General features: G+C 64.2%; 11 protein-coding genes and 1 other RNA gene. 5 read left to right on the forward strand and 7 right to left on the reverse strand.

All coding sequences use genetic code 11. The features are described 5' to 3' along the window. Nucleotides 1-148 precede the first annotated feature (148 nt). Genes COCCU_RS09700 through COCCU_RS09710 form a run of 3 tightly spaced genes read left to right on the forward strand, consistent with a single transcriptional unit; the run spans nt 149 to nt 3817 of the window. On the forward strand, nt 149-1240 hold the full coding sequence (locus COCCU_RS09700) for a DUF2786 domain-containing protein (RefSeq protein WP_197088336.1): 1092 nt from the start codon (nt 149-151) through the stop codon (nt 1238-1240). Between the two features lie 57 nt (nt 1241-1297). After that, nucleotides 1298-3121, forward strand: coding sequence for a CYTH and CHAD domain-containing protein (locus tag COCCU_RS09705; RefSeq protein ID WP_156231316.1), 1824 nt, complete (start codon nt 1298-1300; stop codon nt 3119-3121). Between the two features lie 39 nt (nt 3122-3160). Then, entirely contained in the window at nt 3161-3817 is a 657-nt protein-coding gene (locus COCCU_RS09710; protein ID WP_156231317.1) for a M23 family metallopeptidase, read from the forward strand. Nucleotides 3818-3921: 104 nt separating this feature from the next. On the opposite strand, the gene COCCU_RS09715 is transcribed toward COCCU_RS09710, so the two are convergent. Next, nucleotides 3922-4134, reverse strand: a complete 213-nt coding sequence (locus COCCU_RS09715) for a hypothetical protein (protein WP_156231318.1) — start codon at nt 4132-4134, stop codon at nt 3922-3924. A 152-nt stretch (nt 4135-4286) separates the two neighbouring features. On the opposite strand from COCCU_RS09715, the gene COCCU_RS09720 reads away from it, so the two are divergent. Continuing rightward, the gene (locus COCCU_RS09720; protein WP_156231319.1) at nt 4287-5561 is read left to right on the forward strand and encodes a galactokinase; all 1275 of its coding nucleotides are present in this window, start codon (nt 4287-4289) and stop codon (nt 5559-5561) included. 73 nt (nt 5562-5634) lie between these two features. On the opposite strand, the gene COCCU_RS09725 is transcribed toward COCCU_RS09720, so the two are convergent. From COCCU_RS09725 to COCCU_RS09750, 6 genes are all read right to left on the reverse strand, one after another. After that, nucleotides 5635-7038 (reverse strand): RNB domain-containing ribonuclease, encoded by a 1404-nt coding sequence (locus tag COCCU_RS09725; RefSeq protein ID WP_156231320.1) that lies wholly within the window; start codon nt 7036-7038, stop codon nt 5635-5637. 19 nt (nt 7039-7057) lie between these two features. Continuing rightward, nucleotides 7058-8107 carry an alpha/beta fold hydrolase gene (locus COCCU_RS09730; protein ID WP_156231321.1) on the reverse strand — a complete coding sequence of 350 codons (1050 nt, stop codon included), beginning with the start codon at nt 8105-8107 and terminating at the stop codon, nt 7058-7060. A gap of 64 nt (nt 8108-8171) precedes the next feature. Further along, an RNA gene (gene rnpB, locus COCCU_RS09735) (RNase P RNA component class A) lies at nt 8172-8593 on the reverse strand. A gap of 59 nt (nt 8594-8652) precedes the next feature. Next, entirely contained in the window at nt 8653-9768 is a 1116-nt protein-coding gene (locus tag COCCU_RS09740) for a bifunctional RNase H/acid phosphatase (RefSeq protein ID WP_156231322.1), read from the reverse strand. A 2-nt stretch (nt 9769-9770) separates the two neighbouring features. After that, nucleotides 9771-10490 carry a zinc ribbon domain-containing protein gene (locus COCCU_RS09745; protein WP_156231323.1) on the reverse strand — a complete coding sequence of 240 codons (720 nt, stop codon included), beginning with the start codon at nt 10488-10490 and terminating at the stop codon, nt 9771-9773. After that, nucleotides 10490-11632, reverse strand: coding sequence for a Nif3-like dinuclear metal center hexameric protein (locus COCCU_RS09750; protein ID WP_156231324.1), 1143 nt, complete (start codon nt 11630-11632; stop codon nt 10490-10492). Before COCCU_RS09750 ends, COCCU_RS09745 begins: the two co-directional genes overlap by 1 nt. A 114-nt stretch (nt 11633-11746) precedes the next feature. Here COCCU_RS09750 and COCCU_RS09755 point away from each other — a divergent pair, with 114 nt between their 5' ends. Next, a complete protein-coding gene (locus tag COCCU_RS09755) occupies nt 11747-12274 on the forward strand; it encodes a low molecular weight protein-tyrosine-phosphatase (RefSeq protein ID WP_156231325.1) in 528 nt (175 codons plus the stop codon). The last annotated feature ends 11 nt before the right edge of the window (nt 12275-12285 follow it).

Here is a 12285-nt window from a genome sequence, read left to right on the forward strand (position 1 = left end):
CCAAATCCCCGGAAATAACACCGGGGGTGGTTATTTATACCCTTCATGCAGGTAGTGGGAAATTTTCAAAAGATCGGGGGTAGCCATGTCCGGCGGGACTGCTCAACTAAAAGGGAAATCGAACATACAAACGAAAGGTTCAATCACCATGAGCACCCACCCCAACTCCCCGCACCACCCTGAGTTCCCCCACACTTCCTTCAGCGAGGATCATCAACACTGGCGCAACTACACCCTTGAGCTGCAGGAGAAGATCACACAGGGATTGCTCGCCGCCGCAGCCAAGGGTTGGACCCCTGATGATCTCCGACATGTCCTCGGATGCCGGATCAACCACCTCCTCTTCCAGGTCCTGTCCCTGATCAACAACACCATCCCACCAGCCACAAGGAAGGCCTGGCAGCGTCAATGCCACGCAGTCGAGGAATTCCACCTCTCCACCGCAGCCCTGGAGGAGTGCGTCACCCTGCTCCGTCGACTCCAACCCCTCCATGACCATCCCCTGCTGGGGGATCCCCACGGGGTGGAGGAAAGCAATCAGGCCTTCACCCGGCTGAGCCCGGAACAACGCAAGGCACACCACCGTATTCTCGCCCTGCTGAAGAAGGCTGAGTCCACCAACTTCGAGGCCGAGGCCAATGCGCTGGTGGCCAAGGCACAGCACCTGCGACAGCATTACCGGATCGAGTCCCTCGGGGAGGACAGTGCCGGGGACTTCTCACCCCAGGCCCAGCGGGTCTACCTGCATGCCCCGTGGATCAAATACCAGTACAACCTGCTGGCCAGGATCGCCCAGGTCAACGGTTGCGCCACCATGCTGCTGACCAGCAATGGCATCGCCACCGTCCTGGGAACCCCCGATGATCTGCGCTATGTCACCGACCTCTTCGTCAGTCTCAACCGGCAGCGGGAACATTTCATGCGCACCTCCCCCGGCGCGCACGAGGCTGCCGCCCGGGGTGAGACCTCCGCCTACCGCCGCAGCTTCATGATCGCCTACACCCACCGTGTGGGTCAGCTGCTGGAAGTCGCCTCCCGTTCCGCCGAGGGTGACAGCGCCCTCCCGGTACTGGCCGCCCGTGGCTCCGCCGCCCAGCACACCCTTAGTCGGCTCTTTCCCCGGAGTCGCTCACTGCGCCTGAGTTCCCGCCACGCGGGTGGTTACCGGGATGGGGTTGTCGCCGCTCAGCATTCCCATCTCCGTGGTGACCTCCTGGGCATTAAACCGATGCCCCTCTAATCCCGGGAGGGCTAAAGTGAGGGTGAACACCCCCCTGGAGAACTGGAGAGATCACTGATGTCCACCCGACGTTTCCTTGAAGTAGAAGCCAAATTTGCGGTTTCCGAGACCGCGCTCATTCCGGAACTGACCCGGATTCCCGGGGTAGCCGGTATCGCCGAGACCCGGAGCCACAACCTCTCCGCGATCTACTATGACACCGAGGATCTCCGTCTCACCCGGGCCAAGATCACCCTGCGCCGGCGTTCCGGGGGCCATGATGATGGCTGGCACATCAAGCTGCCCGGCACCACCGGTCGGATTGAGATCCAGGCGGAGCTCGGTGAGCCAGTTGAGGGGCATTTCCAGGTGCCGGAGGAACTCCTGGACCAGGTGAGGGCGATCGTCCGGCGCGCGCCCCTGGTGCCGATCGCCCAGGTGGACAATGAGCGTAGTGAACAGGTGCTGGTCAATGAGGAGGGGACCCCAGTCGCCGAGTTCTGTGATGACCGCGTCACTGCCTGGTCCCTGCTGCCCGGTGGGCAGGAAAGCAGCTGGCGGGAATGGGAATTTGAGCTCAGTGCCGCCAGTGTGGAAAGCGAACAGGGGCCGGAACTGATCCGACTGGCCACGGGGTTGCTGATCAGCGCCGGGGCACGGGTCTCCAAGTCCCCTTCCAAGCTGATGAGTGCCCTCGGTGACAGCATCAACCAGGTTCCGGAGCCGCGTTCGGTGGCAGATCTTGATGAAGACTCCCCCGCCGCAGCCGTGGTCACCGCACTCCAGGCCAACCGCGACAAGCTCATCGAGTTCGACCCCAAGGTCCGCCGCGATGAGTGGGATTCGGTTCACCAGATGCGGGTGGCCACCCGCGAGCTACGCAGCCACATGCAGACCTTCGAGGGCATTCTCGGGGGCAAAGAGTTCGAGCATATCGAGGCTGAGCTGAAACTCCTGGCTGGTTTGCTGGGGGTCGCCCGTGACGCTGAGGTCGTGGAGGAACGTTTCCACGCCCTGCTCGATTCCGAGGACTCCGGTGTCCTCGATGAAACCACCCGCACCCACCTCCGGGAGGACATGGGGGTGGAGTACCAGCGGGCACACCGCAGGGTGGTCGCCACCCTGGATTCAGACCGTTACCTGGCACTCCTGGATGCCCTGGATGGGCTGTTGGCGGATCCCCCGATCCTGCCCTCCGCCACCGCCGAGGCGCCCCTGGATGCGGAGGCTGCCGAGCAGGATCGCGCCACCGCGGAAGCACTCGAGGATCTCTCCGCCGTGGAATCCGTCACCGTCATCCCGGAGCCGGAAGAAACCGGGGAGGCGGCGGAACCCACCGCAGAGCTTCCCGAGGGGGTCTCCGCGGAAGCGGCTGCCGAAGTAGCCGAGGCAACCACCCCCACGGAAACCAGGGAGGAAATGGAGGAGATCCTCTCCGAACACCTGGACAGCGCCTACCGGAAGCTGGTGAAGCGCCACAAGAAGGCGGTAGACAACTGGGACAACCCGGAACTTACCCTGCATGAGCGAGAAGAATACTTCCACGACATGCGCAAGGCCGCCAAGAAGCTGCGTTACTCAGCCGAAGCCGTCGGCTCCGCCACCGATCTGAAGACCAAGCCCATCTACAAGGCCTGCAAGGACATGCAGTCCGTCCTCGGCGATTTCCAGGACTCCGTCACCTCCCGCGACTTCCTCCTGAAGAAGGCCCAGCAGGCCCGCGCCCGCAGCGAGGACACCTTCGGCTATGGCCTGCTCTACCAGCGGGAACGCCAGATCGGTCTGCAGTCCCTGGAGGAGTACTCCGAAACCGCCAAGAAGATCAAGGCAGCCTACGGCCGGCTGGAAGATTCCCGCAAGAACAAGAAGAACAAGAAGGGCGGGAAGGACAAGAAGAAGTAGACCCACACCACCTACCCACACCCAGCGAAAAGCCCAGCCATGAATGCAATCCTGCTCCAGCTTCCCCTCCAGGGGGCCCTGCAGGTGCGCAAGAGCCCGGCCACCAGGGTGCCCAGCCACGGCACCCACCTCTTCGCCCTGGCACACTCCATCGACCTGGTACCCCTCGACGAACACGGACACGGCGCCAGATACCAGCTGCGTTCCTTCTTCCGGAGTCAAGCACCTGAGATCTTCCCCGGCTTCGGTAGGGCAGTCCTCGCCCCACTGTCAGGCGAAGTGGTCTCAGCCCAGGATGGCCTCCCCGACCACCTGGCCCACCGCGGATTGCCCTCCATCGCCTACGCGTTGACCCAGGCGCGCCGGGCCGCCGGTGGGTTTGAGACCCTGGCCGGCAATCACCTCATCATCCGCAGATCCGGGGACAGCACGGGGCACCCCGCCGACAGTTCCGGGGAGATTTTTCTCGCCCTCTGCCATCTCCGTCAGGGCAGCATCCAGGTGTCCCCGGGCCAGTGGGTGAAGACGGGGCAGAAAGTGGCGGAGTGCGGTAATTCCGGGAACAGCACGGAACCTCATCTGCATCTGCAGCTGATGGATGCCGCGGACCCGGAAAAGGCGCAGGGGGTTGCCTTCACCTTCCCTGGTGGGCTGCCCCGCAATGGCGCGATCATCACGGCGGGGCCAGCACCCTGAGGCAACATGAACCCAGGCTCACCCCTCGTGCCCTGCATCCCCTCTGGGAACCCGGGAACCTGGCAACCCTGCACCGGGACTTAAAAGTGCAGCCGGGAACCCTCCTACTTCTCCCAGGAGGGTTTGACTCCCCAGTCCTCCTCAGCTTCCTCTGCCGCATCCGCGGCCTTATTGCGGTTCTTGGCCACGTTCAGGGCGTTGCGGGCCTCAACTTCACTGTCATAGGGGCCCATGCGGTTATCCCAGCTGGCATTTTTCCCCTGGGTGACCTCACCAGTGGAGAGATCGAAGTACCACTTGTTGTCGCCGTCGCTCACGGGTATTCCTTCCGTTGGTCTTTCACCACTCTTCCGATGGGCTTCCATCGGATCTGTGTCGGTTCCTCCCAGGCTACTCAGCGGTGGGCCGGGTTGCCGGTGGCGCTAGGATGGGTCTTTTAAAGCAGCTCAGCCTAAGGAGTAGTACGTACATGCCGATGTGGCCTACCAGCGATGACCCGATCCAGGGTCGGGCGGTATCCGCCCACCTCTCCTGGTGTGGTGAGGAGCCGGGGTCCGGCGCCATCGCCCCGGCCACCTGGTCCGTGATCGGTGAGCATGTTGATCATGTCGGCGGTGTGGTGATCATCTCCCTGGCCTCGGTGGAGGTCGCGGTGTGTCTGAGCTTCCGTGAGGATGAGAAGATCCGGGTGCAGCTGCACAGTGATGGTGGCCAGGTCCTCGAGGACGCGACTGATCTGCCCGCGTTGGCGGAGTATGCCGCCGAGCAGCAGCCCGGTGTGGATGAAGCGGGGCGGCCCACGGTTCCCCCGCATCCCCGAGGCGGTCTGGCCCGGCGGGTGGGTGGCATCCTGTGGATGATGGTGCACCGTCAGCTGCTCAGCCGTGACACCTCCGGCATCGATGTCACCGTAGTCTCCGATATCCCCACCGACTCCGGTCTGGGTGCCTTGAGCTCCATGGATGCCGCGGTCGCCCTGGCCCTGCACCACAGCGCCGGCGAGCTTGACGACGCCCCCGCCCGCGCCCGCCTGGCCGAGGTCTGCACCCAGGCAGGTGCGACCTTCTCCCAGTTCCCGCCGCTGCGTGCCCGACACACCGCCGCCCTCCGGGGCACCGGGGACACGGTCTCGGTGGTCGACTACTCGGATGGTTCAGTCACCCAGGCTCCTCACCCCGTGACCAAGGACACCACCGCCTATGCGGTCTTCGCCCCCACGGATGGCATTGCGCCGGGCAAGTCGAAGTTGATCAGGGAGCGGCAGCGCTTCACCAACCGGGCCGCCCACGCTTTCGGGGTGGATTCCCTCCGCCAGCTTCCCGACGCCCCCCAGCGGGTGACGGAGTGGTTGCAGGCGGTGCAGAATTTTCATGGCCCGGCAGGTACCCCTTCCCTGGTGGATGCCCGTTCCTGGCTGGACTTCTATGAACGCGAGACCTCCCGTGCCCAACAGCTGGCCAGTGCGCTGCGTTCCCGTCGTCATACCGATATCTGGCAGCTGCTCGGCGCTTCCCAGGCTGCTCTGCACCTGGATTATGGGTTGGGTGGCACTGACATGGCGTTGGCTCAGCTGTGTCAGAATCGGGGGGCGATCAGTGCGCGTAGTGCCGCTGCCGGGGTTTCCGGTGCGGTGATTGTGGTGGTGCCGCGGATCCATGCCGCCAACTTCGAAGCGGATCTCTCCGCTGATGGCCTGATGCTGGTTCCGCTGCATCCCGGTGAGGCTTCCCGGGCATTTAACTGATCACCCACCGTGGGGGCATTGGTCTCTCCCCCAGGGAAAGCCCAGGGGGAGCACCGGGAACCCCAATACCCCGCTAGTCCGCCGGCCAGGCGAAGACCGTGGCCCTTTCCTCGGTGTCGGCCCGGATCAGGGACACCTTCGTGGTGGTCGCCTGTTTCGGATGCCCCAGGCAGTTCGCCAGCACCGGCGGGTCGCTGAGGAAGATACGTGCCTGGTCCTTCCCCAGGTCGGTGCGGAGTACCACCGCCTCAAAGTTATGCCCCAACCAGGGGGCGAGCACCGTTGCCTCGGCCAGGTCCAGGCAGGCGCGATCCACGCTATTGGCCAGCTGGGAGGTTCGTCTCATGCTGCTGACCACCTCCCCGGCGCGTTCCATCACCCACTCCGGCACTTCCTGCTCCTGGCAGAGGGCGAGGCAGACTTCGGTGGCGAAGCGGTCCACCAGGCGGCGCAGGGGGGCGGTGACGTGGGCGTAGTAGCCGCCGATGCCGGCATGTACCTCACTGTCTCCGTTTTCCACTTGGTCGTAGCCGGAGCCCCGCAATAACTTCTGGGCTTCCCGCATGATGGCCATGCCGCGGGCATCGGTGGCGTCGACGGTGGCGAGGAACTCCCCCACCGGCATGTCCTCGGAAAAGTGGTAGCCCAGGGCCAGTGCCTCGGTCCTGAACTCCGCCACCGATTCTGTAGTGGCGGGCCGCAGGGTGCGCAGGATTCCCACGCCTTTGTCCACCATGAGCTGACCTGCGCACATCCCGGTGAGCAGGGAGATCTCTGAGTTATAGTCCATGATCTCGTGGCGGGGTTCGATGACCAGCTCATAGCGGCCGTCTTCGAGGGCTTCCACGCGTTGTGCGGGGATACGCAGGTTAACCGCGGCCCGGCGCAGCGCGGAGTCCTGCCGTAATTTTCCCACCTCCGGCAGCAGGGTGATGGCGGGGTGCAGTGTCCCGGCGAGCAGGTCCTGGTGCACGCCCTCATAGTCGAGGCGGGCGCGGCTGCGCACCAGCGCCCGGTTCAGGCTGAAGTTGAGGATCTCCCCGGCCTCATCCAGGTCGATGCTCCAGAGCACGGCCGGACGGTCCACCTCCGGCAGCAGGGAGGCGGAGCCCTCGGAGAGTTCCTCGGGATGGAGGCGGGCCGGTTCATCGGGGAGATAAATGGTCTGGCCGCGTTTGAGGCTTTCTGCTTCCAGGTCGCTGCCTGGTTCGATGAAGGCCGCGACATCGGCGATGGCGTAGTACACGCGGTAGCCGACCCCCGCCGGCCCGGGTTCCAGGGCCACCGCCTGGTCCAGATCCCTGGATCCGGGTGGGTCGATGGTGACCAGGGGGATGCCGCGGGCGTCGATACGCTGATCGGCGAAGCGGTCAGTGGCGGCCCGGGCGGCGTCGTGGAGCGCCGGGTCGAAGGTGGTGGGAACCCCGAACTCCTCGGCGATGCCCCGGAAGTTCAGGGGAGCGGCATAGAGTTTCATAGCACCCGATTCTGGCACACTAGCTGGCCAGCAGCTCCCCCAGATGTTGGTCAACCTGCTGCATATAGCTTTCATCGAAATTGAAGAGCCCGAAGTGGCCGGCGATGTGCTCGATGACCCGCAGCTCAGAACCGGGGATCAGGGCCTGTTCCGCAGCGCAGTCCCGGACCGGGAAGAACATGTCCTCATTGATGGGCATGACAAAAACCTTCGCCTTGATCCGCCCCAGTGCCGCCGCCAGGTCCCCATCGGTGTGTCGGGCAACATCACCATTGCCCCACTTCCAGGCCATCGTCAACAGTGCGTTGGGGTCCATCGCCGCGAAGAGCGGTTCGAAAAACTCACTGATGAACTGTTCCTTGGATTCAAAACCCAGGCTGCGCCAGTACTCCTGCTTCCAGAATTCGGTGGACAGTCCCAGCAGGGTCCAGACCCTGGCGTGTCGGCGCAGTCCCTCCGACACCGCCTCATTGCTGGTGTACTCCCCGTCCGCATAACCGGGATCAACGGTGATCGCCTCTGCGAGCACCCTGGTGAAGAGCTGATCATGCGGGGTGGCCTGCGCAGTACCGGCGATCGGGGCGGCACGCTGCACCTTCTCCGGGAAACGCACGGCCCATTCGTAGGTCTGTTCCGCACCCATGGAGCCACCGACCACGGCGTAGAGCTGTTGGATGCCGAAGTGTTCGCGCAGTAGACGTTCCTGGGCCACCACATCATCACCGATGCTGACCCTGGGGAACTTCGAACCGGTGATGGCGGGATCGGAGGTATTGTGCGGTGAGGTGGAGAGCCCGTTGCCGATCTGGTTGATGATCACGATGAAGTACTTTCCCGGGTCCAGGGCATGGCCGGGGCCGATATAGTGCTGCAGCCAGGTCTGGTGGGTCCCGGAGAACCAGGTGGTGATCAGGATGGCGTTGTCCCGGGCCTCATTGAGGGTGCCGAGGGTGGTGACCGCCAGTTCGCACTCCGGGATGACGCCACCATTTTCCAGCTGGAGCTCACCGATGCTGATCAGCTCATAGGCGCCCTGGGTTTCCGGGGTGTAGAAATCATTGTGGTACAAGTGACAACTCCTTCAGTGATGTGTGACAAAACACATCCTACTGAAAGAGTCATGAAAAAGAGGGCGAATGAGCTGGCCTATAAGCCGGATTCTGTACCTTGTGGGGCGGTGATCATCCATCTGGGCCGACCATCGCTGGCCGCCTCAAGCAGCTACCTACGGACTCGGGCGAGCAGCCCTTGGTCATCCGTTCCGCCGTACCTCAAGGGGGTACGGCTTAATGCCTTGCTCCCGGTGGGGTTTACCTAGCCAGACCAGTCACCTGGCCTGCTGGTGCGCTCTTAACGCACCCTTTCACCCTTACCCTCCCCCAGCTCAAGGCCTTAAGGAGGGCGGTCTACTTTCTGTTGCACTTGCCCGCGGGTCACCCCGGGTTGCCGTTAACAACCACCGTGCTCTGTGGAGTCCGGACTTTCCTCGGCGCACCGCCTCCACCAGGTTTCACCCAGAGTGGGGTTCGGTGGCCGCAATCACCCGGCCAGCTCATTCGCGGTTTTCACTCTACTCCCGCGGCCGCCCAATTCACCAACCCCGCACCCGGGGCCCTAGCGACGCAGGTGGGAGGTGTCATTGACCAGACGCACACTGGAATTGTCCGCATCGTAGAACTCCACGATGGAGATGCTTGCCAGGTCGAGGAAGATGCGGCGGAAGAGCTGCGGTCCCCCATCCAGGCCCTGGCGCAGCAGGGACTTGATCACCGTCAGGTGGGTGACCACCAGGATATTCTTGCCGGGATGCTCGGCCTGCAGGGACTCCCGCAGCTTCTTCACCCGACGGTGCAACTTCTGCAGGGACTCCCCGCCCGGGGTCGTCAGGGTGGGATTCTGCACCCACTTCTCATGCAGTTCGGGATGCAGGGCGCGGGCCTCATCGAAGGTCAGCCCATCCCACTCCCCGAAGTCCATCTCGATGAGACGTTCCTCGGTCTCCACCTCCACCCCCAGGCGCTTTGCGACGGTCTCGGCGGTCTGCTGGGCACGTCGCAGCGGGGAAGCCAGCACCAGGTCGATACCGCCCCGCTCCGCGAGGGATGCCGCGGCGGCCTCCGCCTGCCAGAACCCCAATTCGCTGAGCTCCGGGTTGGAGCGCCCCGAGTACTGCCGGGCAGCCGACATCGGGGTCTGGCCGTGACGCAGCAGAATCAGGCGGGTCGGCTCGGTGGAGGCACCATTCCAGCGGGCCGGGTTATTGCTGTCCACCGCCTCCGGGGCGGGTTTCTTCGGCGTGGTGTCCAGGGGTCCGGGCTTCGCCCCCTTGGCCAGGGCATCCATGGCCTTGTTGGCCAGTTCATCAGCCGCGGAGTTCTTCACCCGCGGCACCCACTCATAGCTGACCCGGCTGAACTGGGAGGCGATGTCGCGGGCCTCGATGGCCAGCTTCTTCATGTCGGGGTGCTTGATCTTCCAGCGGCCTGACATCTGCTCCACCACCAGCTTGGAGTCCATGTAGACCAGGACCTCATCGGCACCGAGTTCCGCAGCCGCACGCAGCCCGTTGATCAGACCCTGGTACTCGGCGACGTTGTTGGTGGCGGTACCCACCACATAGGAGATCTCGCGCAGGATCTCCCGGCGGTCGGCGGCGTAGACGACGGTGCCGCAGCCGGCGATACCGGGATTGCCCCGGGAACCACCATCAGCTTCGATGCAGACCTTCACCCTCAGACAGCCTTCCGGATGAGGTAGCTGCCGCAGTTGGAGCATTGCGGGACTTCATCGACAGGGGCCATGCGGATCAGGGACTGGTCGGCCGGGGGCAGCACGATGAAGCAGCCACCGCAGGCACGGCCGTTGAACAGGGCAGCGCCGACCTCATTTTCTTCCCGCTGCTGGTCATACTGAACCAGGACCTGCTCATCGAGTTGGGCGCGCAGTTCCTCGACCCGCTGCTCGGGGTCCGGAATGTGGGAGGCGGACTCGGCAGCGGCATCCCGGGCACGGGTAGCCACCTCCACCTTGTGGGCGAGCTCATCGACCTGGGCACCGTGGACATCGCGGTTGTTGCGCAGCGCGTGGATCTCATTATGCGCCTCCTGCAGCTCCGCCATCAGGTCCGCCAGGCGGGACTTGGTGGAGTAGCGGTCATGCTCCAGGTCCTTGCGCTTCTCCGGGTCCAGCTCCGCACCCAGCTGTTCCCGGGCGTCCTTGTCACGGCGACGCAGCTTGATCTCGTCCGCCTGGATCCGCAGAATCTCATTCTCCATGTCATCGACCGCCATCTGTGCGGCAGCCGCAGCATCATGCATGCGCACCTGCTTGGCCAGCAGAGCATCCAGCTCCCGCTGCTCCGGCAGCTCGGTGGCGGTGCTGGAGGTGTGGAGGTTGCGCTGCAGGTTGGCCAGTTCCAGCAGGGTGAGTTGGGAAGCCGGGGAGAGTTTCATTATTTTCCTTGGTTGTTGTGGGTGGACATGGTCCAGGGGTCGGTACGCAGGTCGAGGATCTCAACCTCCACACCGGTGTGCGTGGCGACGATCTCGGCAGCCTGGGAGGTCCAGGGGAACTCACTCGCCCAGTGCGCGGTGTCGATCACCGCAGGCCCGCCGGCCCGCAGATACTCATCCACCGGGTGGTGACGCAGATCGGAGGTGACGTAGACATCCACCCCGAGACCGGCGACCCGGTCGAGGAAGCTGTCTCCGGAGCCTGAGGATACCGCCACCTTCTGCACCAGCTGCTCCGGGTCCCCGGCGGCGCGGATCCCCCACTCGGTGACCGGCAGGGCATCAGCGACCTGCTGTACGAAATCCTGCAACTTCATCGGCTCCGGCAACTCACCGATCCGACCCAGGCCGGTGGCGCTGGCCGGGTCGGTGTCATCCTCCATGGCCAGGATGTCGAAGGCAGGTTCCTCATAGGGGTGGGTGGCCCGGATCGCATCGAGCAGGGCCTGACGGGAACGTCGATAAGCGACGAACTCGACGCGGATCTCCGCTGCCCGGTACCGGGTGCCCACCTCACCATCGGTGGGGTCCGCACCCCGCTGAGGGGTGAACTGACCGGTGCCCTCAATATCGAAGGCGCATTCCGCATAATCGCCGATATTTCCGGCACCCGCGGCGAAAAGGGCCTCCTTGAGAGTCTCGGCATGCTCCGCCGGGACGTGGACACCCCACTTGTCGCGGGCGGTGCCGGACTTGGGCAGGATCGGCGGACCCGGGGTGATGCCAACCAGCTCAGCGAGCTTGTCATTGACACCGGGGCGGGCCGAATCGGCATTGGTGTGCGCGGCAAAAAGCGCCACCCCATTCGTGATCAGGGTATGCAGCACCTTGCCCTTCGGGGTGTCAGCGGCGACTGAATGCACCCCGCGGAGCAGCAGGGGATGATGCACGATCAGCATCTGCGCCCCGATCTCAACTGCCCTCTCCGCCACCGCCTGGGTGCAGTCCAGGGCGAAGGCCACCTTGCTCACCTCCGCCTCCGGGTCACCGCAGGTCAAACCCACCTGATCCCAACTTTCCGCCAGGTGCGGCGGGTAGGCCTGCTCCATCACGGTTCGGATCTGCCCGACAGTGCTGCTCATCCTTGCTCTTTCCTCCTCGCGTACCCAGCAAGTGTAGCGTCCACCCACCTTTGCGCCGGAGTCCCCAAGCCCCTATCCTTTGGGCGTCCCACATTCACCTGGAAAGGACCGCCCATGTCCGCAGCCTTCGGCGAGGACCAGCGTTACCACATCAGTTTCATCTGTACCGGAAATATCTGCCGCTCCCCCATGGCCGAGGTGATCATCGCGCAAGCGGTGGAGGATGCCGGATTGGAATCCCTCGTCAAGGTTGACTCCTGCGGCATCGGCGGCTGGCACGTCGGCCAGAAGGCCGATAAACGCGCCCTGTCCGAGTTGCGTTCCGCCGGCTACGACGGTGATCGCCACCGTGCCGCCCAATTCGGTGCTGAGCACCAGAACGCCGATCTGCTGATCGCCCTGGACAGCGGCCACCGCTCCGAGCTCATCGCCCGCGGGGCCGAGGAAAAGCGTATCCGGCTGCTCCGCAGCTTTGACCCGACAGCCCCGGAGGGTGCCGGGGTCGATGACCCCTACTACGGCGGCCCTGAAGGCTTCCGCGAAACCCGCCACCTGATCGAGGCTGCGACACCGGGCCTGATCACCTGGCTCCGCGAGCATGTCAACCAGCGGGAATTCATCATTGAGGCAGGCGAAAGGTAGTCTCGGTAGAT

This window comes from Corynebacterium occultum (genome assembly GCF_009734425.1).
Taxonomy (GTDB): Bacteria; Actinomycetota; Actinomycetes; order Mycobacteriales; family Mycobacteriaceae; genus Corynebacterium; species Corynebacterium occultum.

Excerpts from the sequence above, each read along its gene's own strand:
- COCCU_RS09700 (WP_197088336.1), top strand. The coding sequence starts at position 149 with ATGAGCACCCACCCCAACTCCCCGCACCACCCTGAGTTCCCCCACACT.
- COCCU_RS09750 (WP_156231324.1), bottom strand. The coding sequence starts at position 11,632 with ATGAGCAGCACTGTCGGGCAGATCCGAACCGTGATGGAGCAGGCCTAC.
- COCCU_RS09745 (WP_156231323.1), bottom strand. The coding sequence starts at position 10,490 with ATGAAACTCTCCCCGGCTTCCCAACTCACCCTGCTGGAACTGGCCAAC.
- COCCU_RS09725 (WP_156231320.1), bottom strand. The coding sequence starts at position 7,038 with ATGAAACTCTATGCCGCTCCCCTGAACTTCCGGGGCATCGCCGAGGAG.
- COCCU_RS09720 (WP_156231319.1), top strand. The coding sequence starts at position 4,287 with ATGCCGATGTGGCCTACCAGCGATGACCCGATCCAGGGTCGGGCGGTA.
- COCCU_RS09705 (WP_156231316.1), top strand. The coding sequence starts at position 1,298 with ATGTCCACCCGACGTTTCCTTGAAGTAGAAGCCAAATTTGCGGTTTCC.
- COCCU_RS09710 (WP_156231317.1), top strand. The coding sequence starts at position 3,161 with ATGAATGCAATCCTGCTCCAGCTTCCCCTCCAGGGGGCCCTGCAGGTG.
- COCCU_RS09755 (WP_156231325.1), top strand. The coding sequence starts at position 11,747 with ATGTCCGCAGCCTTCGGCGAGGACCAGCGTTACCACATCAGTTTCATC.